The organism is Streptomyces sp. NPDC031340, from assembly GCF_055569945.1.
Map to the genome: position 1 here is coordinate 17,113 of NZ_JBVIIE010000051.1, position 24,689 is coordinate 41,801.

The window sequence follows — 24,689 nt, forward strand, 5'->3', positions numbered from 1 at the left end:
GAAGAACAGCAAGGGGATTTGTGGATCCCCGACAAAACTCTAGGAGGGGGTGTCTCCATCGGCCAGACGCCCCAGGATCAGGGCGATGCGCAGTGTGAACGCCGATCGTACGTCGGAAGGCGACCATCCGGTGACATCAGTCACACGTCGGAGCCGGTAGCGCACGGTGTTGGGGTGAACGAACAGCATCCGCGCGGCGCCTTCCAGGCTGCTCGCCTGTTCCAGATACACGGAGAGCGTCTCCAGGAGCGCCGAGCCGGCCTCCTCCAGCGGTCTGTAGATCTCCTCCACCAACTGCTCCCGCGCGCTGGGGTCTCCGGCGATCGCGCGCTCCGGAAGGAGATCGTCCGCCAGCACCGGGCGCGGCGCGTCCTGCCACGCGGAACACGCCTTGAGCCCCGCCGCCGCGGCCTGGGCGGACCGGGTCGCCGCCTGCAGGTCCGGCACCACCGGACCGGCCACCACGGGACCGGCCGCATACGGCCCGATCAGCGACTTCGCGACGGCGAGCGGATTGTCGCTGCCGCCGGCGATGACGACCAGCCGTTCGCCCAGCACCCCCGTCAGCACCTGCAGCTTGGCGTGCCGGGCGGCCCGCCGGATGGCCTCCACCGTCAGCTCCGAGTCCCCGTCAGGGGCGGTCCCCAGCACCACGCACACATGCTCGGGCGAGTTCCAGCCGAGCGCGGCGGCCCTGCTCACGGCCCCCTCGTCGGCCTCCCCGCTCAGCACGGCGTTGACGACCAGCGACTCCAGCCGGGCGTCCCAGGCACCGCGTGCCTCGGCGGCCTGGGCGTACACCTGGGCGGTCGCGAAGGCGATCTCCCGCGCGTACACCAGCAGCGCCTCGCGCAGCACGCTCTCGTCGCCGGGCGCGGCGACCTCGTCGATCGCGCTCTCCATGACCTCGATGGTGGTGCGCACCATCTCCACGGTCTGCCGCAGCGTGATGGCCCGAGTCAGCTCGCGCGGCGCGGTCCCGAACACGTCGGTGGAGATCGCCTGCGGCGCGTCGGGGCGCCGGAACCACTCGGTGAACGCCGCGATGCCCGCCTGGGCCACCAGCCCGATCCAGGAACGGTTCTCCGGAGGCATCGCCCGGTACCACGGCAGCGTCTCGTCCATCCGCGCGATGGCCTGCGCGGCGAGACTCCCGGAGGACTTCTCCAGTCGCTTCAGGGTCGCGGAGTGCGGGTGGACGGCGGGCACTGCGGCTTCGTTCTTACCGGTTACGGGTTCGGGCACGGGGACAAGACTGCCTTATCGGTACGGCCGCAGGTACTGGCGGGGTGCGGGTCGGTCCGCCGGGCGAGCGGGGCTACCGTGGGGGCGTGATTCACGTACGGCGCGCTGCGGAGCGCTACCCAGGGGGCGACCCGGCGGCCGGCATCGAGTCGCGGCACGCCTTCTCCTTCGGCCCGCACTACGACCCCGACAACCTGCGCTTCGGCGCGCTGATCGCCTGCAACGAGGAACGGCTCGCCCCCGGCGCCGGGTTCGACGAGCACCCGCACAGCCACACCGAGATCGTGACGTGGGTCGTCGACGGCGAACTGACGCACCGTGACTCCACGGGCCGGGAGACCCTGGTCCGCCCCGGCGACGTCCAGCACCTGAGCGCCGCCGCCGGCGTCCGCCACGTCGAACGCAACGACGGCCCCGTACCGCTCACCTTCGTACAGATGTGGCTGACCCCCCGGGACCCGGGCGGCGACCCCTCGTACGACATCGTCCACGGCATCGCCGACTCCACCCCCTACGCCGTCCCGGACGCGGCCGCCATGCTCCACGTACGCCGCCTGGCACCGGGCGAGCGCACGGCCCTCCCGGACGGCGCGCACGTCTACGTACACGTGGTGCGCGGCGAGATCCGCCTCGCCGACGAGGACCTCGGCCCGGGCGACGCGGCTCGCATCACGGACGCCGAGGACCTGGAAGCGGTCGGGGTGACACGGGCCGAGGTGCTGGTGTGGGAGATGGCGGGGAGCTGAGCGGGCACCGAAGGCGGTCAGCGTGCACCAGCCACCTGACAGCACTTCGCCCCGCCGGGTGACACCCGACGGGGCGAAGCAAGAACTGCGGTCGCTGTTCAGTTCACGACGCGAAGTACGGATCCGGCGGTACGGCATACCCGGGCGGGTTGTGCGTCGCCGAGCTGACCGTGGTGCTGTCGTCGCTTCCGGCCGCGTGTGCTGCCGTGGCCCCGAGCGCGGCGAAGGCCAGGACGCCCGACAAGGCGGCGATGATCGTGCGTATTCGCATGGTTCTCCCAAAGCCAGAAGGTGGTCCACGAGCGTCCGGGGCGGGCCCGGTCGCTCGAGGCGCAGGTGCGGAAAGGGACCGGCGAAATGCTCTCCGGCGCCGGTGCGCACGGTCCCTCGCTGCTCGTCACCGAAGATCCGGCACACGCCTTGCACCGGTCTTGCATCGGCCGGGGACAGCGGCAGGCCGCGGGCCGCCGGCCGGCTGACTCGGGTGCAAGTCATGCGCAAGGCGGCGGGGGAGAGTGGGCTCGGCCGGGGGGCCTGTCCACCGGAACCCATCAGCGCCGAAGGGACTGTTTGTGACACGACGGTTGGGGCACGCGGTCGTCATCGGCGGCAGCATCGGCGGCATGCTCGCCGCCCGCGTGCTGAGCGAGTTCTACGAGAAGGTCACCATTGTCGATCGCGATGCGCTTCCGACCCTGGCCGACAGCCGCCGGGGGGTCCCGCAGGCGGCGCACAGTCATGGGCTGCTGGCTCGCGGCTGCGAGGTGTTCGAACAGCTCTTTCCTCGCTTCACCGCCGATCTGACGGCCTGTGGCGGAACTCCGCTGGACATCCAGCGCGACTTCATCTGGGTCAACGACGGACGCCGGCTGCAGCGGTCCGCGTCCGACCTCAAGGGCCTGTCCGTGAGCCGGCCGATGCTGGAGTCGTACACACGCCGCAGGATCGCGGCCGTTCCCAACATCGAGATCAAGGAACGACACACGGCGCTCGGCCTGTTGACCTCGGCAGATCGTGTCAGGGTCACCGGTGTGTCGGTCATGCCTGTGGAGGGCCACCGGTCACAGGAACAGTTGATCGAAGCGGATCTCGTCGTCGACGCCACCGGCAGGGGGAATCGGGGTCCGGCCTGGCTGGCCGCGATCGGTTACGAGAAGCCCGCCGAGGACCGGATCGACTCCGGCATGACCTACGTCTCGAGGCAGTACCGGCGGGTCGCGGGAGACACCGACTTCGTGGGCGTTCTCGTCGCCCCCTGGCCGGAGTCGCGGCGCGGCGGGGTCGCCCTCGCGACAGACGGTGACCGCTGGGCGGTCACGCTGATAGGTGTCGGTGACGAAGCCCCTCCGACGGATGCCGACGGGTATCTGACGTTCGCCAAATCGCTTGCCAGTGACGAGATCTACGACCTGGTCAGCAAGGCCGAACCGATCACCGCGCCACTCAGGATGCGCCTGCCCGCCAGCGTACGCCGCCGGTACGAGCGACTCACCAGGCTGCCGGAGGGCTTCCTCGCCTTCGCCGACGCCATCTGCAGCTTCACTCCTACTTACGGACAGGGCATGACCGTTGCCGCCACCGAGGCCGTCGCACTGCGGGAATGCCTTGCGGAAGGACGACAGCATCTGCCGCGGCGCTTCTTCGCCAGGGCGGCGCAGTTGATCGACGTACCGTGGGACATCGCGGTCGGCGCGGACCTGCGCTACCCGGAGGTGGAGGGACCGCGCAGCGCGAAGGTCCGTCTCCTGAACGGCTACGTGGCCAGGGTCCATCAAGCCGCGGAGAAGCATGCGAAGCCGGCATACGCGTTCCTCAGTGTCGCCAACCTGATGGCACCGTCGACGAAGCTCTTCTCCCCCGGTGTCGTCTCCCGTGCTCTGTGGGCGGGACGCCGACGTTTGTCACCCGACCGCAAGCTGCGCTTTTCAGGGGGTCCGGGATCATGAAATCTTTTCTGCGCGCCGGTGCCGGCGGCTTTTTGCTCCTCGTTTCCCTGGCGGTCGCCGCGTACAGTTTCTACCAACTGGCGCGCGCCGGTAATTGTTCGTCGGGTGGGGTTTACGTATCAAAGCGTGAATGCCCCGCGGGCACCGCGAAGTGGGCATTCACGCTGCCGATTTCTTTGATCACCGGAATCCTGGGCGTATTTCTGCTCGGGGCGGGTCTCCGGGGCGGCGCGGCCCCGCCCGCGCCGGACGACGGAGTCGCCGGACCTCGCCCCGCCCGCCCGTACGCCGTCCCGCCCGAGCAGGCTGCGGGCGTGATCCGCATCCTGTCGCTCCACCAGGGCTCCACGGGCGAGTCGCCGGCACCGGCCGGCGATCCGCTCGCGAGGCTCGAACGGCTGCAGGTGCTGCTGGATTCAGGAGCCCTGACACCCGCGGAATTCGAGCAGGCCAGGGCGAGAATCCTGGGCGAGCTCTGATGTCACCCGCAGCTGGGCCGAAGTGAACGGCTTTTCCTGATGCTCGATCGGAATGCGGCAAGAAAAGGGCCGAATAAGGCAGGGTTACGGTATCTTTCGGGAATGAAAATATTTTGGCGCACTGTCGCCGCATTCGTAATGCTGGCGTCCCTGGCCGTCTTCGCGTACGGCCTCTACAGGACGGTGAGCACCGACAATTGCGTCTCGGGCGGGCCGTACGTCTCCGAGGTGGACGTACCCGAATGCCCTGCGGGCACCGCCGCATGGGTGTGGATCACGCAGGGCGCGGTCTTCACCGGAGTCTGCGCCTTCTGGTGGTTCGTGCTGATCGGCCGACGCTCGGCCTTGCGCCTCGCCGGACTGCCCTCGCCCGGCTCGAGAGGCCGCGGGCAAGCGAGTCGCAGGACGGGACGCGGATGAAGCGCGCGGAAGGCGACTCAGGCAGATCCAAGAGAGCGAGGACAGAAGAAATGCAGACGCGCCGCATGACCGGGCCGCAGGTCTTCCCCGCATCCGACGGGTCCGGCGCGGACAAGTGGGCGGTTCCCGGATACACGCCGTCGAGGGAGCTGGGTTCGGGAGCGAGCGGCCGGGTGATTCTCGCCAGGCATGACGAGACCGGGTCACCGGTGGCGATCAAGTACCTCTCGGAACGGCTGCGCGGCGACAGCGCGTTCCTGGCCGGATTCCGCGCCGAGGCCAGGCTGCTGGGCACCTTTCGGTCCCCACATGTGGTCGAGTTCTACCAGTACGTGGAGACATCCTCTGGTGCTGCGATCGTCATGGAGCTGGTGGACGGCATTCCGCTCCGCGCGCTGCTCGAGCAGGAGGGCGCCACCGAGCCCGAGGCGGCACTCGCCGTGCTCAAGGGATCGCTGCTCGGCCTTGCCGCCGCCCATGCGGCGGGGGTGGTGCACCGGGACTACAAGCCCGACAACGTCCTGATCGCCGCGGACGGGACGTCCAAGTTGGTGGACTTCGGGATCGCCGTGCCCAGTGGTGAAGCCGGCGACTCGGCCGGCACCCCCGTGTACATGGCGCCCGAGCAGTGGACCGGCGGGCCGGCGAGTCCGGCGACGGATGTGTACGCGGCGACCGCCACGTTCTTCGAGTGCCTCACCGGCGCCAAGCCGTACGCCGGCGAGACCGTCATGGAGCTGGCGATGCAGCACATGGAGGCGCCCGTCCCGGACGCACTCGCCCCCGAGCGGGTGCGCCCGTTGATCTGCAGGGGTCTCGCCAAGACACCCGGGGAACGTCCGGCGAGCGCTGCGGACTTCGTCGCCGAACTCGAAGCCGTGGCGGCAGCGGCTTACGGTGAGGACTGGGAGGAACGCGGACAGCGCAGACTCGCCGCACTGGCGGCCCTGCTGCCCCTGCTGTTTCCCTTTGCGGAGCCCGGCGGCGCCTCGGGCACCACGGCGCTGGCCACCACCGACCTCGGCCCCGGCACCAGCCCCAGCACCAGCCCCGGCCCCGGCCCCGGCCCCGGCCCCGGCCCCGGACGGGGCATACGCAGCCGCCTGCCGCTGAACCGCAGGGGGAAGGCTCTGGCCGGGGTGGCGACCGGCGCACTGCTGCTGGGCGGGATCGCGGTGACCGCGGTCGCCGTGGGCAGCCACCGGCCGGTGGCGGCGTCGGGCTCTCCGACGACAGGCGCCCCGACGACGGGTTCCCCGTCCAGCAGTGGATCGGCCACCACAGCCGCGAGCGCCGAGCCGTCGACCACCGGACCGCCCAGTGGGTCCGTTCCGGCGCAGGAGGCGGCTGACGGGCCTTCAGCCGGGGACGAGGCACCGCCGGGCACGGACAGCACCGCGGGTCAGGACGACTCTCCCGGTGGTTCGTCGAGCGGGGGTGGCGGCGACTCGTCCGGCTCCGGCTCCGGCTCCACCGGGGGTGGCACCTCGGGGGGCACGGGGAGCGGCACGAGCGGGGGCAGCACCGAGCCGTCCACCACCCCGGCGTCGGGGCTCCATGTCGTCTCCGTGACGATCGACGCGAGCGGGCCGCTGGGCTCCGCGTGCGCCATGGTGGCTTCAGTGACCGTACAGACCGACGGGGCCGCCGACGGCACGCTCAGCCTGATCTGGTTCACCAGTTCCTCCGCCAGGGCGGTCGGGACGGTGGTCGCCACCGACCCGGTCCCTCTTCCCGCGGGGCAGGCACAGGTCTCCGGCAGATACACCCACACGTTCATCACCCCGCAGCGCCTGCCCTACCTCGGCGTCAAGGTCTCGACCAGCCCGGCCGCCGATTCCGGCAACGGCGCCTTCGTGACCGTCCCAGCGCCCTCCAGTTGCAACCCGGCCCGCTGAGGGCCCGGGGTTCCACGCCGTACGAAGGAGAGGATGCCGGATGCCGACACCTCAGGATCCGCCTCGGGCCGGCCCCGAGGAGCACACCGTGCGTCTTCCGCGTTCCGGTGACGTCGGCACCGTGCGACCGACTTCCGCCGGCGTCGCCGCCACGCTCCACCTTCCGGAAGCCGTCGCACCGGGGCCGGAGGAGGCGCACCGCTTCGGCCCCGGAGTCCCCGCCCCGACGGACACCACCGACGACCGGGTGGCGAGCGTCTGGCACGGCACCGTGTCCCCGGACACGAGGCCGGGGAACGTCCCCCACGGACGGCGGCCGCGCAGGGGCGTCCTCGGCGGCCGGCTGTTGCCGGCGGCCGTACTGATCGCGGTGGCGGCCTGTCTCGCCTGGCAGCGGTACGCACCCGCGCTCACCGTGACCGGAGCCACCGTCCACACCGATTCCGCGGGCCCGGCCTGCGACGGCACCGCCACAGTCATCGGCACCCTGCGCACCAACGGCCGTGCGGGCACGGTGAACTACCGCTGGAAGCGCAGCGACGGCACGGTTTCCGGCATTCTCCGGCAGCGGGTCGCCCGGAACGCGCACCGGACGGACGTCGTACTGCGCTGGACCTTCGACGGCCACGGGACCGTGCGGGCCACCGCCACCCTGGAGGTCCTTTCGCCCGACCCGGCGGACGCGTCGGCCACCTTCACCTACGCCTGCCCATGAGGTCGCCGATCGACTGGAGGAGGCCGGCCGCCTCGCAGCGCTCAGCGATGGGGTACGCCTGGCACAAGGCGGCTTCGGCCTCGTGGGACGGGCCGTGGACCGCCAGGGAGTACAGGGCGCGGGCATGCTCGAGACGGGCGGGGCCGGGCGCGAGCAACGCCACCGCCTCCCGGAGTTCGGATACGCCGTGGGCGCCGCGCAGCTCTCCGAGCATCCGCAAGGTCCGTCCCACCATGCTCGGCGCGCCCCATGCACGGGCCAGCGCGAGTTGTTCCCTGGCGAGCGTCTCCGCCTCGGTCCGTTCGCCGACACCGGCCAGCGCCTGGACGCGCAGCGGCGCCCACGGCCACCAGGCATGGTTGACCACGGACGGCCGCAGATGCCGGGCGGCGTCCAGGCTGGTGAGCGCCTCGTCGTAACGCCCTTCCGCGATGAGCACCCTGGCCTGGGTCTCTCCGGCGAGGAGGGTGTCCTCTGCATCCCTGACCAAGCCGTGCATCCGTTCCAGGCACGCGCGGGCGCCGGCGGTGTCGCCCAGATCCAGCAGGACTCCCGTCAAGAAGTCCCAGCCTCGTGAGGCACCGGGTGCGAGGCCCCAGGCCTGGTGCTGCTCCACGGAGGCCGTCAGGGACTTCAGCGCCCCGCGGAGATCTCCCTGGTCCCACTGTGTGAAACCCCGCCACATGTGGGTCGACAGCACGGAGAACAGCGAGCCGCGCTCGTCGGCACGGGTCAGTGCCGCGCCCCACAGCTCTCCGACCTCCTCGTCCGCCAGGTGCAGGACGATGGTGGCGGCGTACCAGAGCAGCTCTTCCCCGGCGTCCAGCAGTACGCGGTCGGCGACCGCGAAGCGGGCGAGCGCGACGGCCCCGCTGCGTCCGCTCCCGTCCTGGGCCGCTTCCCAGGACAGGTAGGCGGCGAGCATCCGGGCGCCGGATCCGTCGCCGTCGATGACGGGATCCCGCGGACTGCGCCACGGCTGCCGGTCCAGGCCGTGCATGAAGGCACTCATCCGCTCCAGCGCCAGCAGGCCCTGCCGCTCGTCCGTCAGCTCGGCCGGCAGCCGGGCCACGGCACGCTGGGCGAACTCGGTGGCCTGCCCCTGCCTGCCCGCGAAGACCAGGATCCGGGAGAGGAGAAGTGCCGCGGCGGCCCGGCGGGCCGGGTCGGTCAGCGTCTCGTAAGCCTGACGCAGGTGTTCCACCGCGGCGGGACCGTTGCCGAGGGTCTCGGCGCGGCCGAGTTCAAGGAGCACCTCGGGCTTTCGGGCGGGGCTGGGCGGCTCCCGCAGAGCGCGGGTGAGGTAGGTGGCGGTGGCGTCGGCGGCGCCGCGGGCCGCGGCTTCCCTGGCGGCTGTGCGCAGCACGTCGACTACCCAGGGATCGCTGCGGTGGGGCGTGAGCAGCAGGTGGGCCGCGGTCTGCTCGGGGGGTGAGGCCGCGGCGTGCAGGATGCGGGCGGCGCGCTCGTGGCGCAGTTGCCGTTCGCCGGGCGGCAGGTCCCGGTAGACGGCGTCTCCCACGAGGGGGTGAACGAAGCCGAACGGGTAGTGGTCGCGGATGATCTCGGCGCGGACCAGGGGCGCGATGGCGTCCGCCGCCTCGTTCTCGGACACTGCCATGACGGCGGCGACGTCGGGCAGCGTCGCTCCGTCACCGAGGACGGCGACCGTCTGGGCCGCGGCCGTAGCGTTGGCGGGCAGCCGGGCCAGGCGGCTGAGGACCAGATGGGAGACGGCCCGGGATCCTACGGAGATGACGGTGCCGGCCTGGGCCGCCTCGGGCCGGATCCCGCGTGACTGGAGTGCCCGCACCAACTGGCGCAGCAGCAAGGGGTTGCCGGACGTGGCCCGGTGACAGGCGGCGGCGAACGCCGCGTCAGGGGGCTCGCCCAGTGCGTTGCGGACCACATCGGCGACGCCTGCCGGCGTGAGCGGAGTGGGATGGATCCGCAGGACCGCGGCGTTGTCGGCCAGTTCGGCCAGCAGCTCACCGTCATGGTGGGGTTCGCCGGTGCGCAGGGTGACGGCGATGAGGACGGGTAGTCCTTCCAGGCGGCCCGCGAGATGGGCCAGGAAGCGGAGCGAGCCGGTGTCGCACCATTGCAGGTCGTCGATGGCCAGGAGAAGGGGGCGTTCGGCGGCGAGCCTGAGGGCCAGATGGTGGAGGCCGTTCAGGACCGCGTAGCTCTCGGGCTGGTGGCCGTGGTCGGCTGCGTCGGGGTCGAAGACCGCGGTGGACGCGGCGGCGGCTCCGGTCATCAGTTCGCCGCCGCGTCTGATGACCAGGCGTTCGAGGAGTTGGCGCACGGCGCCGTATCCGTAGTCCTTCTCCCGCTGACTGCCGCGTGCGGTCAGCGTCAGCACCTCCTGTTCGGCGGCCAGTCGGCGAACCTCGGCGAGCAGGCGGCTCTTGCCGATGCCGGCGGGGCCCTCCACGAGGACTATGCCGGCCCTGCCCTTCAGCGCGCCGGCCAGGCAGTCGCCCAGCTCGGCCAGCTGCCGATCCCGGTCCACCAGTACGTCCGTGTCCGGGGAAGCCGGCCGGGTTGCCCCGGCCGGCCGTATCCGCGTCCCGTCCGGGTGCGTCGCCGGTGCCTCCCGGTGCGGTAATCCGGCAGGTGACGGCCGGTCGAGCGCGGGTGACTGCGCGAGAACGTCGGCTTCCAGGGTGCGCAGAGCGAAGCCGGGATCGGTGCCGAGTTCCTCGGCAAGGATCTGTCTGGCGCGCCGCAACGCGCTCAGCGCGTCGCCCTGACGGTGCGAACGGTAGAGGGCGAGGGCGAGCAGCCGCCAGCGTTCCTCACGCAGGGGATCCTGCCCGATCAGCGCCTCGATCTCCGGCACGAGGACCGCGTCCTCACCACGTTCCAGACGTGCGGCGAGCAGCCGCTCACGTGCCACCTCGCGCAACTCCGCCAGCCGTGCGGTCTCCCCTCGGGCCCACAGCTCTGCCGAGTACTCGGCGAACGCCGGACCTCGCCACAGCGCCAGTCCGCCTTCGAGGACCGGCACCACCTCGGTCGGATCAGTGAGCGTGGCGGCACGCTGGAGTGACTGTTCGAAGCGCCACGCGTCGACTGCTTCGTCCGGTATCCGCAAAACGTAGCCAGAGCCCTCACTGACGATGAAGCCGCTGCGGGACCTGGCCTCCCGTCCGGGTTCGAGCCGGCGTCGCAGACGCGAGACGTACGCGTGCAGCGCGCCTTGCGCCCTCGGCGGCGGCGCCCCGCCCCACACCCCGTCGACCAGCCGGTCACTGGTGACGATCCCGCCCCGCGCCACCAGCAGCAGGGCCAGCACCGCCCGCTGCCGAAGCCCTCCCAGATCCACGACTTGGTCCTGGAACGTGGCCCTCACTTCGCCCAACACGCTGATATGCAGCCCGCCGCGCATCATCGCCCCCTGTCGTGATCCGCAATGCGCACACATAGTGACACGCCGCGGCAGCCGAGGGCCGGGCCGCTTCGAGTTGTCAGAGGGGTTCAGGCGACATGAGGTTCGAGCGGTACTACCGCAGACCGTCGACGAACGTCTGCCAGGCGGGCGCGCTGACTATCACGGCTGGACCGGAGGGGTTCTTGCTGTCGCGGACCGGGACGGCGCCGGTGACTGTGCACTCGTCGCAGTCGCCGCCATCGCCACCTACGCTGACCCCGTGGCTTCGATGAGGCGGCCCGTGCGACCGGCGGGCCGCTTTTTTGTGATGCAGATCACTGGATCTTGATGCAACCGTTGGCTTGACCATCTGTTCGCAGCATGTTCATGGCAGTTACTGTTTCGCCTCGTTGATCGACTTCTGGGCTGAGTCGAGTCGCCGTGCTGGGGAGCACGGTCGGTTCGGCCTGGTAGTCGAATTCGTGTATCGGACTACGGTTCGCGCGCGGACGCGCCAGGACCGTCTGGGGTGGGAGTCCAAGTGGCTGCTCGGCGTGCGCGTTTACTTTCCGTCACGGTGGCGGGTGCCATCCTGTCGGCCCTGTTGTCGACGGTGTCGGTCGTCTCTCCGCAGCAGGCCGCGGCGGCTGGCGACGATGCGACGCCGCTGGTGCCGTCGCAGTCCCTGGGCACGGTCCCCGCGCAGCAGGCGGAAGAAGTGGGCAAGCCGCTCCCCGAGCCGACATGGCCCGATTCGGCCCAGGCGACGGTGGACTTGTCGCAGGCGACGCCGGGGGATCCGGGCACCGTGACCCCGCAACCGTCGGCCTCGGCGAGCGGGGATATCACCGAGATCGGTGGCGTGATCGAAGTCGCGCCGGCACCCCAGGGCCCAGGCGCCGGAACCCAGTTGGCCCGGGCGCGACTCGCCGACGAGGTTACGCCCACGCCCGCACCCAGCGCTTCGGACAGCCCGCAGGCGACTGCCTCCGCCGGCCCGGAGCCGAGTACGGGCACATCGCCACAGCCATCCCCGTCGGCGTCGGCGTCGACCGAGCCCGCCGACGAGACGCTGTCGCCGGACCAGGTCGAGGTGCGGTTGCTGGACCGGCAGGACGTGGCTCCGGCCGGCGGCGTGGGCCTGGGACTGCAGGTCACCCGTACCGACGGAGTGACCGCGCCGGGCCAGGTCCAGGTCGACATCGACTACTCGGGCTTCAAATACGCCTACGGCGGAGACTTCGCCTCCCGGCTGCGCCTGGTGAAGCTGCCCGCCTGCGCGCTGCAGACACCCGACGCCGAGGACTGCACGGACCGCGAGTTCGTACCCGCCGAGAACGACCCGGCTACAGGCACGTTGACTGCGACGGTGGTGGCCGAGCCGGACAGCGACGGCCTGTCCACCCAGCTCGACAGCACCAGCAGTTCCGTCTACGCGCTGACCACCGGCTCCTCCTCGGACAAGGGCGACTACCGGGCCTCCACCCTGTCTCCGACCGGATCGTGGGATGTCGCGACCGGCTCCGGAGCCTTCACGTACAACCTGCCCGTTCAGTTGCCGGCGCCGGCGACGGGTTCGGCTCCGGACCTGGGACTGACGTACAACTCGCAGTCGGTGGACGGCCGGACCTCGGCGACGAACAACCAGGCCTCCTGGGTCGGCATGGGCTGGGACCTGAACGTCGGCTATATCGAGCGGAAATACCGTAACTGCACCCAGGACGGGTTGGCGACGATCGGCGACATGTGCTGGGACTCGCCCAACACCGCTGCGGAGCCGGACGGCGCCGTCTACGTCATCAATCTCAACGGGGTGAGCTCGACGCTGGTGCAGGACGGCACCGGCACCGGCTCCTACCACGTGCAGAACGATCCCGGGTGGCGGGTGCAGCACCTGAGCGGCGGACACGGCGCGGACGACGAGTACTGGGTGATCTCCTCCCAGGACGGCCAGCGCTACTACTTCGGCTGGGGCCGCTCCGAGCGGACCGGCACCGCGACCGCGTCGGTGTTCACCATGCCGGTCGTCGGCAACGACGCCGGTGAGCCGTGCCACGGCACGTTCCCCGAGCCCTGCACTCAGGCCTGGCGGTGGAACCTGGACCGCGTCGTGGACGCCAATGAGGTCGAGTCGGCCTACTTCTACGACAAGGACACCAACTACTACCGGTCGGTCGCCAACATGGACAAGGCGCGTTCCTACACCGCCGGCGGCTACCTGACCAAGATCGAATACGGCTGGGCAACCCAGATCGCGAACTCCAAGCCCACCGGCAAGGTCGAACTCACCCATGTCGGCCGGTGCGTGGAACGCATGACAGAGGCTGACCCACTGCGCAACGAGTCGCGCGCCTGCCCGTCGATCTCCTCCACTCCCTCCTCCTATCCGGATGTGCCGGTCGACCTGCTGTGTGACGGCAGCGCGGCGGACTACTACTGCGCGGGCAAGACCTACTACCCGACGTTCTTCAGCAAGGACATGCTGTGGGACATCAAGACGTTCGTGCTGAACACCAGCGCGGACGGCTGGGATCTGGTGCAGCAGTACCAGACCAAGCACGGCCTGCCCAACCCGGACGGCTCGATCGGCAAGACGCTGTGGCTGGACTACGTCCAGCGCAAGACCTACGGCACAGGCACCGACATCGTCCTGCCGGTCATCAACTTCAACGGCATCGACCTGGACAACAAGGTCGGCTCCACCGAACTCAACTTCCGCCGCGTCAACACCATCCACGGCGATCTCGGTGCCACCACCACCGTCAGCTACGGCTCCCCCAACCCGTGCAGCGCCGACAATCTCCCCAGTCAGTCGTCGAACACCCAGGACTGCTTCTGGCAGGAGTGGACCCCGGAGGGCGACACCGCATCGAAGAGCGGCTGGTTCAAGAAGTTCCTGGTCACTCAGGTCACCGTCGACCCGACGGTGACCAGCAGCCAGGACGGCGCACCGGAGATGACCACCAGTTACGACTACCAGGGCGGAGCCGGGTGGCGTTTCACCAACGACCCGCTCACCCCGGACAGTGATGAGTCCTGGTCGGAGTGGCGCGGCTACCAGCGCGTCGAAGTCACTTCGGGCACCGGCCCGGTCAAGCACTCCACCTTCCACTGGCTCTACCGCGGCCTGGACGGCGACCGCACCTCCAAGACCGACCCTTCCGCCACCCGCTCCGTCTCGGTGACCGACGGCGAAGGCACCTCCTACACCGACTCGGCCTGGCTGCAGGGCCGCACCATCGAGACCTCGGCACGCGACGACGCCGGCAGCTCACACGAGCGCGTCTTCCACCACTACTGGACCCACACCACCGCCACCTACGCCGGCCTGCCCGACGCCCGCTTCGTCCGCGAGGACCAGACCACCACCGACACCAAGATCTCCACCGGCTGGCGCACCCACGTCGTCCAGAACGAATACGACGCCAGTACCGCCACCTCGGCCACGTACGGTCTGCCGCTCCGCGTCGACGACCAGGGCGAGGAAGGCGTCTCGGACAACCGGTGCACCACCTACGGCCGCGCCTACAACACCGACTTGTACGACGGCAGCAGCATCCAGCGATGGATGGTCCTTGTCGATGAGACGCGCCACTACTCCGTCGGCTGCGCCAGCCGGGACGCGGACCACCAGGACGGCTACGCCACCACCTTCTACGACAACGCCACCGACATCGCCGGCAACAAGCCCGTCGACGGCAACCCCACCGAGACACGCACCTACACCACCTCGAGCCACTACCAGCAGGCGAAGTCCGGTTACGACGGCGCGGGCCGGGCGCGCTGGACCGAGGACGCCTACGCGAACCGCACCACCACCACCTACAGCCCGGAGAACAACTGGCCCACCGACGGCATCACCACCACCTCTCCCGACCCGGACGGGCTTGCCTCCGCGCGTGGCCCACTGTCGACGACGCTGTGGATGTCCCGGTTCTGGGGCGTGCCGTATCAGAGCAAGGACGCCAACGGGAACCTCACCAAGGTCACCCTGGACGCGGCCGGCCGTCCCATCGAGGTGTGGAAGCCGACCGAGACCGGCAGCTCACCCTCGCTCAAGTTCAGCTACACCGTCCCCGCATCCACCAGCGGTGGAGTGCCCGACTCGGTCGACGGCTACCCTCGCGTGGCCACCCACACGCTGCAGTCGGACAGCACGTATCTGTCCGCCTACGCCTATGCCGACGGGCTGGGCCGGGCCCGGGAGACGCAGGCTCCGATTCCGGACGGCACCGATCCCTCCACGGGCGAAGAGGTTCCCAACCGGCAGGTGGCTGTCACGCGGTACGACACGGCCGGCAACGTCACGGGCACCTCGGCGGTCTTCCGTAACCAGGGCACCGCAGGCTCCGGCGGCCCGGTCAGCCCCAAGGTCGAGGACCTGCCCTCGTACACCGACCTGACCCTCGACTGGGCGGGGCGGACCACGCTGTCGCAGATCCTCGTCGGTGACGGAACCACCGCGCGAGGCGTCGCCCAGGGCCGGGTGCAGACGGCCTATCACGGTGACTACAGCACAGTCACCCCAGCGGTGGGCGGCGCCACCGACACCTACACCGACGTCTACGGTCAGATCTCCAAGGTCGTCGAGCACAGCGGCAGCTCCACCTACGCCACGCAGTACCTCTACACGGCCACCGGTGACCTGCAGCAGATCACCGACACCCGTGGCAACGACACCGTCTACAACTACAACTGGGCCGGCCAGCGCACCCGGGTCGCCGACCCGGACGCCCGCATCACCCTCACCGAGTACGACGACAACGGTCAGGTCGACAAGGTCACCAGCAACAAGGGACAGACCGTCCTCGACTACAGCTACGACAACCTGGGCCGCAAGACGGCCGTGACCAGCGACACCGCCGTACTGGCCAGCTGGGTCTGGGACGGCCTGACCGTGCCCGGCGGCAAGGGGCAGATCACCGCGGCCACGAGCCAGGACACCAGCGGCAACACCTACACCGTGAAAACCAACGCCTTTGACGGCCGTGGCCGCCCGCTGAGCACCACGATCAGCATCCCGGCCGGCGTCACCGGCCTGGCAGGCGACTACACCGCGAGCTCCACCTACGACGCCGCCGACCACCTCACCTCGGTCACCTACCCGAAGGCCGGCGGGCTGGACGAGGAGACCGTCACCACCACCTACAACGCCTACGGCCAGCCCCGCAGCCTCGCCTCCGGCCAGCAGACCTACGTCAGGAACACGCTCTACGACGCCTACGGCCTGCTCACCGACCGGTACTACGGCGGCCCCACCGGCGCGGTGAGCGGTGTCGCCGCGCAGCGCACCTACAGCTACTACTACGCGGGCGGCACCCGTTGGCTGCGCGGGATCGCCACGACCACCACGGTCGGCCAGTACACCAGCGAAAAACAGCAAGACCTGTACGACTACGACGACACCGGACGCATCACCGAACTCAGGGAACAGGCCAGCGGCCAGACCGTACAGTCGCAATGCTTCCGCTACGACGGCCAGGGCCGCCTGACCAGCGCCTACACGCGCGCCGGCCTGGGGGTGTGCTCCCTGTACAGCAGCTCCGACTTCACCGGCGAAGCCCCCTACCAGACCGCCTACACCTATGACCGGCTCGGCAACCTCCAGTCCGTGACCGACACCAGCGACACAGGCGCGGCCACCACCCGCGACTACCTCTACCCGGGGTACGACGACGCCGGTAACTGGACCACTGCCAACGCCCCGTCGCCACACGGTGTCCGCAAGATCAACCACATCACAGCCGGTACCACCACGGGCACCGACACCTTCACCTACGACGACGCCGGCCAGATGGACACGCGCATCGAACCCGGCACGAGCACCGACTACGACTGGACCAAGCTCGGTCAGCTCTCCACCGTCAAGACGACCACCTCCGCCGGCAGCCAACTCACCCGCTACACCTACGGTGCCGACGGCAACCTCCTGCTGCGCACCACACCCCAGGAGACCGTCGCCTACCTCGGCGGCATGGAACTGCACACCGACGGCCAGACGACCACCGCAACCCGCTACTACGCCTGCGGTGGGGCGACCGTGGCCATGCGCACCACCACCGGCACCACCACCACGGGCGGCAAACTCACCTACCTGATGGCCGACACCCAGGCCTCCACCCAGCTTGCCGTCGACGCCACCACCGGCACCACCACCCGCCGCCGCTACACCCCATTCGGCGATGAACGCAGCGGCACCCTGCCCACCGGCACCGACCACGGCTTCCTCGGCAAGACCGAAGACACCAGCACCGGCCTGTCCCTCCTCGGCGCCCGCGCCTACGACCCGCACCTCGGCCGCTTCCTCAGCCCCGACCCCCTCAACACCCCCTACATCCCGCAAAACCTCTCCGCGTACAGCTACAGCATCAACGACCCCATCAACTACAGCGACCCCTCAGGGCTCTCCTTCACCGCGGAGGACCACAGCAGCGGAAACAACGACTGCAGCCTCACCGAAATCGTCTGCAGTGACGAGGTCCCCGTCGACCAGCTCCCGGACCACGAAAGCGGCGGCGACGACTACAACCACGACGGCTACGCCACCATCCATCCCGGCGTCAACGTCCCCATCATCTGGTCAAAGAAGGACGAATTCATCGCCGCGTTCTTCGCCGACATGGACGACTATTCTTGCCAGTCGGGAGAGCGAAACCGGTGCTATTACGTCGCCCCCGATGAGCCCTACGCCGACTTCAGAGCCTCCATCGCAGCCAAAGGACTTGCGAGCCTCCTGTTTCGTGCATGCGGCGAAGTAGCGGGCAGTTCGACCTGTCCTGTGGCAGGCGGGTCCACGGGTGAAATGGTCGCTGCGATGGGAGAGCTTTCCGCCATGACCGGCGGCGGAGAAGGCCCAGGAAGCGGCGGAGGCATCGGCAGAGGGGGCTGCCCCAACAGCTTCACCCCTGACACCGAAGTCCTCATGGCCGACGGATCCACCAAACCAATCGGCGAAATAGAGCCGGAGGACAAAACCCTCGCGACCGACCCGGAAACAGGCGAGACCGAGGCCCGCACGGTCCTGGCCACCATCGTCACCAAGAGCGACAAGGAATTCTCCGAGCTCACTTTGAGTTCCAGTAACGGCGAGGCCAAGGTCACCGCAACCCGTCACCACCCCTTCTGGTCACCCAGCCAGCACGCGTGGGTGGACGCAGGGGAACTCAAGCCGGGTATGACCCTCCTCACCAACACCGATGCCAGGGCCACCGTTACAGCCATTCGTTCCTTCCATGGCAGCCATGAGACCCGCAACCTGACCATCGACGGCCTCCACACGTACTATGTGCTGGCGGGACAGACGCCGGTCCTCGTACACAATTCGGGTGGACTCTGTCCGAAAATCCTGGAAGAGACCTACAAGTCGGCGAGTACGCCAGCAAAGCTGGAGCATGTTATCGACCCGGAGAAGCATGGCTTCGCTGACCTAGTCGCTCGTTCTGGCGGCCGCGAGCAGGCAATGCGACGTATCGTGGACAGTCTGGGAGATGTGAGCGACCTTCCGACAGCGGGGCGATTTGAAGTGGGTCGAGTCATTGATGGTGAGAACGTGACTATTCGAGGAGCTGTCGTAAACGGAGTTCCGAGAATCGGCACGGCGTTCAACCCCGATAAGTTCCCTGGAGGCAAGTAGATGCGGATTTCCATTGAACCGCGCCCGCTGACCACTAAGGAGCGGGCAGTAGTGGAGCGGATTCTGCAACTGGATTTCCCTGGAGCGGCAGAGCTCCGCCATCAGCTTGATCGGGTTTGGGTGGTGGCCCTGTGGGGATCCAATTCTGCAAGTGTTGACTTGCGAGTCACGGATGACGCGCCTCGCGCTCCCATCCCGGATGGGGTTGTGCCGGTAACTTGCACGGTTATTGACAAGAGGGGCGAGCTTATTGGTGAAATCATTCTCTGGACTGAAACGGGCATGCTGTCCGGCCTTGAATACGCCTGGTATAGCGATGAACCCCCGACTTCGCTCCCAGAGGTGGATCGAATAGTCATTTCATAGAATCTGATCGGATCTGCTTCCGAGCACGAATGGGAAGCCCCGCCGGGATCCGGCGGGGCTCCTGGGGTTTTTGACGGCAACGCTGACGGCAACGTCAGCGGACGACTGCTGTCGCGGGCAGGTCGTCGGGGTCTTCGTCGGTTGGGCCGAGGCGTGGGACTCGTTCTGATCCCGGGAGACGATGACACCAGCAGCCCGGGCGTCTCTTGGTCCTACACCAGCTTCGGAGCGTTTCCCGGCGGTGGCTGGCACAGGCCGAGGGGGTTCATACTGAACGAGATGCACGGCTTCGGTGGACAGCGCCGGTGGAACGACATCTTCCACCCTGGTACCACTCCTCAGTCGACCCGATGATGACAGCCCCGACCTCACGTCGGCCCAGTGCGCCACGATCATGCCCCGCTTGCAGGAGATCGCCGACCAGCCTCAAGACGGAGGCATTGCCCAGAAGGATGGGGCAAGGAAGAAGGCTGACATCAAGATCAGACTGGGTGAGGACTCATGGCAGAGGCGCTTTCGATCGTGACCGATCGCAACGACTACCTGGATGTTCGCTCTCGTGGCACGGCCACCTTCGATCTTGACGCCAGGTTGCCCGACCAGGTCTTCAAGGAGGGTGCTGGAGACTCGCTGTTCTGTGAGTTCGATGCGGTCCTCACCCCGGAGTTCTGGCCGGCGCTCCGCGCGATGGCCCAGCGGCATGGCGATGCGTACGTCGACCTGCTGGTTCTTGAGCCGGATTGCGATGCGTTCTACCTCCCGGAGTATCGGATGTACCCGGCGATGTCGTTGTCCGTCGAGGCTGACGCGGACGACTATTGGGCCGCAATCGGTCACGAGCCGGACGGCGACATCATGGGGTCGATCGCGATCTCGGCGAACGTCATCGCCGTGACCGGACCTTCCGGAAGATGGGGGTGCTGGGGTGAAAGGGATCCCGAGGTTGCGATTTTCCGGGGCTTCCCGGACGTAGCTGCACGGAATGAATGGTGCGCGCAGTTCGGGCCTTTCCTGGAGGTGTCAGGCGCGTTGGAGTCGTATCTTCCACTGACCTTCGCGGGGCGGACGGTCCCGGACGAGTACGCCGCAACCCTGACCGCCAACTATGGATCTACGGGCGGTCGAGGTTCCTCGTCAGGTCCCACGACTCGGCCCAGGTGCTGAGAATCACGCACACGATGCTTCTGTAGTGAAGTTCCGTCAGGCGCGTCCTGGCGGAACTTCTGCGTGGGGTGACGGCCGCCGAGCACGTCGGCGACCGGCTGCAAGTCGGCCTTCTCGGGTCGGTGTCGAGCCCATCGCGTGTACCCCGTGGGCTACCGCAGACCGTCGACGAACGCCTGCCAGGCGGGCGCGCTGACTATCACGGCTGGGCCGGAAGGGTTCTTGCTGTCGCGGACCGGGACGGCGCCGGTCGGGCAGCCGTCGGCGACCTCGACGCAGTCGCCGCCGTTTCCGCTGTACGAGGATGTGCGCCAGACGGCGCCGCCGGTGACGGTGCACTCCACGCACTCGCCGCCGTTGCTGCCGCTGTAACTCGACTTGCGCCACTCAACGTTCGTCAGTGCTGTGCGGGGCCGCATAGCGTTCCTCCATCACGCGGGTGATCAGTCTCGCCGAGTCCTCGGGAGAGAGGGCAGCGGCTTGCAATCGAGCGTAGCCGACCGAACGTTCCTTGATCACTTCCGGATTGGCGGTCATGTGACCTTGGTCGTAGCCGTCCATGTAGAACAGGTCAGGGTCGTCACTGAACCTCAGCAGGGTGAACGTCCCCATCATGCCTGTGTGTTGGCCGGTAGAGAATGGCAGGACCTGAATCTGGACCCAGGGGTCCTCCTGAAAGTTCAACAGGTGAGCGAGTTGCCTGCGCATCACGCCAGGTCCACCGATCTGTAGGAGCAGTGCGGCCTCACTGAGGATGACCCAGAGCGCGGGTGGCTGATCTCGTTGGAGGACGCGTTGACGCTCCATTCGAGCCGCCACCATGTCGTCCACCTTGGCGCGGTGCTCAACACTGAGCACCGCCCGCGCGTACTCCTCCGTCTGCAGCAGTCCGTACACCAACTGCGCCTGGTACGTGGAGATGTATGTCGCGCGGGCCTCCATCTCCGCGTACGGCTGGAACCAGTTGGGGAGTTGGCTGCGCAGGACCAGGCCGATGAGGCGGGAGAACAGGCCGTCCGTGCCGAGGGCGGCGTCCACGCGTTCGGAGAAGTCGCGGGTGGGGACCTTCTTCGTGGTCTCGATCTGGCCGATGAGCGAGCCCGTGCAGAAGATGATGTCGCCGAGCTGGCCCTGTTTCAGGCCGTGGGCCTCACGGTGGCGGCGTAGCTCCCAGCCGTAGTAGTGCAGCGGTGAAGCGGTGGGGTCGAGAGTCTGGATGTTGGCCACGGTGGCACCTCCGGCGTGCAACGCCGCATGACGTTCGTTTCTCTTGGTAGTCAAGCGTATGCGGTGGGTCACAGGCTGGGTGACGTGAATCACGTAACCGGTCCGCGGGAAGTGGACGTTCAGCCGCAGTACGGCGCCGAGTTCGCGTTGGGGGAGCACTCCGTCCGTCATCTGCGTCGCATCCTGCGGTTCTACCTCAAGGGCTCCGGCCTGCTCGCACTGGCCGACGCGGCCGAACTGGCGCTGACGGAAGTCCTCGCCAACGTCGTCCGGCACGTACCCGGCCGCCGGTGTCGCGTCTGCTTCCTGCTGCTGCCCGGCGCGGTGCGGGTGGAGGTCTCCGACGACTGCGCGCTGCGGCCCGTCCCGGGCAGCGGGGACGTGCTCGCCGAGGGTGGGCGCGGTCTGCTTCTCGTCGAGGCGGTCACCGACCGGTGGGGCGTGACGCCGCGCCCCGGCGGTGGCGGGAAGACGGTGTGGTTCGAGTGCGGCGCCGCCGAAAGGCCGCACTCACACAGATGAGGCAGGCGGAGGCCCTCCGGCCCGGCAACGTGCCCAGGGGCTACCGGAGTTCGACGTACTCCGCACTTGTAACCCGGAACCCCGCTCGGGGGGGCGCCGCTCGGGGTGCGCGTCGACGAATTCGAGCGGATACTCGAAGTGGACGCTTTCGCACCTCTCCATGCAGGTGCCCTCAAGCGTGACCGGACGTGACCGTCCGGTCGCAGCGATATGCCCCCCATGATCGACGCGCTTCGGCGCGCCACGGTCGCAGCGGCCATGCCGGTCGGGACGGGCGCGGTTGCACTGGGATGCGAAGAACAATCCATGTAAGAACACCGGGCCGACCGGGCGTCACCGCTGCTTCCTTTTGCCGCGAGGTATCCCATGACCACGACATGCCGCCTCAATTGCATCGTCCCCCCGCACATCCTCGAAAAGCTCCTGAGGAGTGAGGACAGCGAGACGCACCAGGCCGCTCTGGCCACCATGCTGACCACCGCCTCCCTGCGTGGTGAGCGCAGGATCCGGGCGACCTTCGCCGGTGCCGCGGCCCTCGGCAACGGCCGGCGGACCGTCTTCGATTGCCGGCACGGCAGGTCTCTGCCCCTCGCCGTGCTCGCCCGGTCGGAGGACGGAGCCGCCTCCGGCGACGAGTCCGTCAACCGGGCGTTCGACGGACTCGGCACGACGCGCGACTTCTACCACGCGTTGTTCCACCGCAACTCGATCGACAACCGGGGGATGCGCCTGGACGGGTACGTCCACTTCAGCACACGATTCAACAACGCGTTCTGGGACGGCCAGCAGATGGTCTTCGGCGACGGTGACGGAAGGATATTCACCGACTTCACCGGATCCCTGGACGTCATCGCCCACGAACTGACGCACGGAGTCACCGAGAACACCGCGGGACTCGACTACCACAACCAGTCCGGTGCCCTGAACGAGTCCATCTCGGACGTCTTCGGATCGCTGGTCAAGCAGTGGTCGTTGAAGCAGACGGCCGACGAGGCGGACTGGCTGATCGGGGCCGAGGTCTTCACTCCGGAGATCGACGCCGACGCCCTGCGCTCGATGAAGGCACCCGGACACGCGTACGACAACGCCCTGTTCGGCAGCGACCCCCAGCCCGACCACATGAGCAAGTACGTCAACCTGCCGGACACCGAGCCCGGGGACTACGGCGGCGTGCACATCAACTCGGGTATTCCGAACAAGGCGTTCTACCAGACGGCCGTGGGCATCGGCGGATTCGCGTGGGACGCTCCCGGGCTCATCTGGTACGAGTCACTCAAGGCCTCCAGCGCGGAGACGCAGTTCCAGGACTTCGCGGACACCACCTACCAGAAGGCCGAGGAACTCTTCGGATCCGGCAGTACCGAACAACTGGCCGTGCTGGCCGCCTGGCAGGAGGTCGGCATCCAGATCAGCGGGGTCCCGGCCGGGGTCGCCCGGGCGCGGACTCTCACGGCCGGCCGCGACGTCGGCGTGGGCCGGGAGGACGGCGTGGCCTCCCTGAGCAAGCAGGTCGGGGCACTGGCCGCCCAGGTGTCCGGGATGGCCAAGGACCTGGCCTCGCTGAAGGGCAAGTGACCGCCGGCGAACGACCGGAGGGCAGGCCGATCTCGGCCGGCCGGAACGGCGAGGAGCGCCGCCCGGTCGGCCGGGAAGGTTGTGGACGATGAAGGTGACCCTGGCGACACACGGCGGGCAGGCGGCCGCGATCAGGCTCCGGCTCCCGCCCGAGGTGCTGGACACCGACACCCTGCCCACGAACACCGCGGCGGAGCTGTCCGAGCTGGTGGCCGCGGTCGGCCCGGCGGCCGGGACGGAACCGCCGCCGGGCCGGGCCCGGGACGCCATGAGCTACACGATCACGGTGGAGAAGGACGGCCGCACGACCGTCCTCACCCAGTCGGACACCACCATGACCCCGGAGTTCGCGGCCCTGCTCGGCTGGCTCGAGAGACACTTCGCACAGCGGTGACGAGCCGGGGCGGGGCGGGCAGTTGCCGCCCGCGCCACTCTCACGGGCCGCGGTGGGCTCAGCCCCGGGCCTCCGCCAGTACCGCGTCCGTGAACGGCGGCCACGCCTCGATGGCCCAGGGGCCGAAGGCGCGGTCGGTCAGGGCGACGGCCGCGAGGCCCGCGTCCGGGTCGATCCACAGGAACGTGCCGGACTGGCCGAAGTGGCCGAAGGTGCGCGGGGAAGACGTGGCGCCCGTCCAGTGCGGGGACTTGGAGTCGCGGATCTCGAAGCCGAGGCCCCAGTCGTTGGGGTTCTGGTGGCCGTAGCCGGGCAGGACGCCCTTGGTGCCGGGGTACTGCACCGTCATCGCCTCGGCGACCGTGCGCGGGTCCAGCAGGCGCGGCGCCTGCACCTCGGCGGCGAAGCGCAGCAGGTCGGCGGCGGTGGAGACGCCGTCCTTCGCGGGGGAGCCGTCCAGGGTCGTCGCGGACATCCCCAGCGGTGCCAGGACCGCCTGGCGGAGGTACTCGGCGAAGGGGATCTCGGTCGCCTTCGCGATGTGGTCGCCGAGCTGCTCGAAGCCGGCGTTGGAGTACAGGCGGCGCTCGCCGGGCGGGGCCGTGATCCGGTGCTCGTCGAAGGCCAGGCCGGAGGTGTGGGCGAGCAGGTGGCGGACGGTGGCGCCGGGCGGGCCGGCCGGCTCGTCGAGCTCGATCGCGCCCTCCTCGTACGCCACCAGGGCCGCGTACGCCGCGAGCGGCTTGGTGACCGAGGCCAGCGGGAAACGCCGGTCGGCCGGCCCGTGGGTCCCCAGGACCGTGCCGTCGGCCCGTACGACACCCGCCGCGGCGGCGGAAACCGGCCAGTTCTCGATCAACGCGAGGCTCTTGAGCGACATGCCGTCGAGCCTAGGGCCTCGCGGCGCCGACATCGGCGGGGGGTAGGCGTCGGCCGCCGGGCCGGGGGAGACGTACGGTCAACCGGCCGGCGGGCGGCGCGCG

Annotated in this window: 16 protein-coding genes and 1 pseudogene; 10 read left to right on the plus strand and 7 right to left on the minus strand. The window is 69.0% G+C overall.

Annotated features, from left to right (window positions below):
• Positions 1–39 precede the first annotated feature (39 nt).
• Positions 40–1,245 (minus strand): fatty acid biosynthesis transcriptional regulator FasR, encoded by a 1,206-nt coding sequence (fasR, locus tag ACZ5GT_RS31325; protein WP_469032931.1) that lies wholly within the window; start codon positions 1,243–1,245, stop codon positions 40–42.
• Between the two features lie 89 nt (positions 1,246–1,334).
• Between fasR and ACZ5GT_RS31330 the strand changes: the two genes are divergently transcribed.
• Positions 1,335–1,991: a pirin family protein gene (locus ACZ5GT_RS31330; protein WP_469033010.1), complete on the plus strand. Its 657-nt coding sequence runs from the start codon at positions 1,335–1,337 to the stop codon at positions 1,989–1,991.
• A gap of 103 nt (positions 1,992–2,094) precedes the next feature.
• Here ACZ5GT_RS31330 and ACZ5GT_RS31335 read toward each other — a convergent pair whose 3' ends face one another.
• On the minus strand, positions 2,095–2,262 hold the full coding sequence (locus tag ACZ5GT_RS31335) for a hypothetical protein (RefSeq protein WP_469032933.1): 168 nt from the start codon (positions 2,260–2,262) through the stop codon (positions 2,095–2,097).
• Between the two features lie 301 nt (positions 2,263–2,563).
• Between ACZ5GT_RS31335 and ACZ5GT_RS31340 the strand changes: the two genes are divergently transcribed.
• The 4 genes from ACZ5GT_RS31340 to ACZ5GT_RS31355 all read left to right on the plus strand — a co-directional run bounded on the left by ACZ5GT_RS31340 (position 2,564) and on the right by ACZ5GT_RS31355 (position 7,449).
• The gene (locus tag ACZ5GT_RS31340; RefSeq protein WP_469032935.1) at positions 2,564–3,937 is read left to right on the plus strand and encodes an FAD-dependent oxidoreductase; all 1,374 of its coding nucleotides are present in this window, start codon (positions 2,564–2,566) and stop codon (positions 3,935–3,937) included.
• Complete coding sequence (locus ACZ5GT_RS31345) at positions 3,934–4,416, plus strand: SHOCT domain-containing protein (protein WP_469032937.1); 483 nt, start codon at positions 3,934–3,936, stop codon at positions 4,414–4,416. The genes ACZ5GT_RS31340 and ACZ5GT_RS31345 overlap by 4 nt, the downstream gene beginning before the upstream one ends.
• A 470-nt stretch (positions 4,417–4,886) precedes the next feature.
• On the plus strand, positions 4,887–6,734 hold the full coding sequence (locus ACZ5GT_RS31350; protein ID WP_469032940.1) for a serine/threonine-protein kinase: 1,848 nt from the start codon (positions 4,887–4,889) through the stop codon (positions 6,732–6,734).
• Positions 6,735–6,822: 88 nt separating this feature from the next.
• Complete coding sequence (locus ACZ5GT_RS31355; protein WP_469032942.1) at positions 6,823–7,449, plus strand: hypothetical protein; 627 nt, start codon at positions 6,823–6,825, stop codon at positions 7,447–7,449.
• On the opposite strand, the gene ACZ5GT_RS31360 is transcribed toward ACZ5GT_RS31355, so the two are convergent.
• A complete protein-coding gene (locus ACZ5GT_RS31360; RefSeq protein WP_469032947.1) occupies positions 7,430–10,780 on the minus strand; it encodes a BTAD domain-containing putative transcriptional regulator in 3,351 nt (1,116 codons plus the stop codon). The genes ACZ5GT_RS31355 and ACZ5GT_RS31360 overlap by 20 nt on opposite strands.
• A gap of 178 nt (positions 10,781–10,958) precedes the next feature.
• Positions 10,959–11,093, minus strand: a pseudogene (locus ACZ5GT_RS31365) (DUF397 domain-containing protein); the annotation flags it as partial.
• Positions 11,094–11,402: 309 nt separating this feature from the next.
• Between ACZ5GT_RS31365 and ACZ5GT_RS31370 the strand changes: the two are divergent.
• Positions 11,403–18,458 carry an RHS repeat-associated core domain-containing protein gene (locus tag ACZ5GT_RS31370; protein WP_469032949.1) on the plus strand — a complete coding sequence of 2,352 codons (7,056 nt, stop codon included), beginning with the start codon at positions 11,403–11,405 and terminating at the stop codon, positions 18,456–18,458.
• Between the two features lie 867 nt (positions 18,459–19,325).
• On the plus strand, positions 19,326–19,988 hold the full coding sequence (locus ACZ5GT_RS31375; protein ID WP_469032951.1) for a hypothetical protein: 663 nt from the start codon (positions 19,326–19,328) through the stop codon (positions 19,986–19,988).
• Between the two features lie 152 nt (positions 19,989–20,140).
• Here the strand turns inward: ACZ5GT_RS31375 and ACZ5GT_RS31380 are convergent, their stop codons facing one another.
• Both ACZ5GT_RS31380 and ACZ5GT_RS31385 read right to left on the minus strand, forming a co-directional pair.
• Positions 20,141–20,407, minus strand: coding sequence for a DUF397 domain-containing protein (locus ACZ5GT_RS31380; RefSeq protein WP_469032954.1), 267 nt, complete (start codon positions 20,405–20,407; stop codon positions 20,141–20,143).
• Entirely contained in the window at positions 20,376–21,215 is an 840-nt protein-coding gene (locus tag ACZ5GT_RS31385; RefSeq protein ID WP_469032957.1) for a helix-turn-helix domain-containing protein, read from the minus strand. The genes ACZ5GT_RS31380 and ACZ5GT_RS31385 overlap by 32 nt, the downstream gene beginning before the upstream one ends.
• Before the next feature lie 84 nt (positions 21,216–21,299).
• On the opposite strand from ACZ5GT_RS31385, the gene ACZ5GT_RS31390 reads away from it, so the two are divergent.
• The 3 genes from ACZ5GT_RS31390 to ACZ5GT_RS31400 all read left to right on the plus strand — a co-directional run bounded on the left by ACZ5GT_RS31390 (position 21,300) and on the right by ACZ5GT_RS31400 (position 23,706).
• Positions 21,300–21,737 (plus strand): ATP-binding protein, encoded by a 438-nt coding sequence (locus ACZ5GT_RS31390; protein WP_469032959.1) that lies wholly within the window; start codon positions 21,300–21,302, stop codon positions 21,735–21,737.
• A gap of 366 nt (positions 21,738–22,103) precedes the next feature.
• Positions 22,104–23,312 (plus strand): M4 family metallopeptidase, encoded by a 1,209-nt coding sequence (locus tag ACZ5GT_RS31395; protein WP_469032962.1) that lies wholly within the window; start codon positions 22,104–22,106, stop codon positions 23,310–23,312.
• 88 nt (positions 23,313–23,400) lie between these two features.
• Entirely contained in the window at positions 23,401–23,706 is a 306-nt protein-coding gene (locus ACZ5GT_RS31400) for a protealysin inhibitor emfourin (protein WP_469032965.1), read from the plus strand.
• A 58-nt stretch (positions 23,707–23,764) separates the two neighbouring features.
• Here ACZ5GT_RS31400 and ACZ5GT_RS31405 read toward each other — a convergent pair whose 3' ends face one another.
• Positions 23,765–24,586 carry a serine hydrolase domain-containing protein gene (locus ACZ5GT_RS31405; RefSeq protein WP_469032967.1) on the minus strand — a complete coding sequence of 274 codons (822 nt, stop codon included), beginning with the start codon at positions 24,584–24,586 and terminating at the stop codon, positions 23,765–23,767.
• Positions 24,587–24,689: the final 103 nt, after the last annotated feature.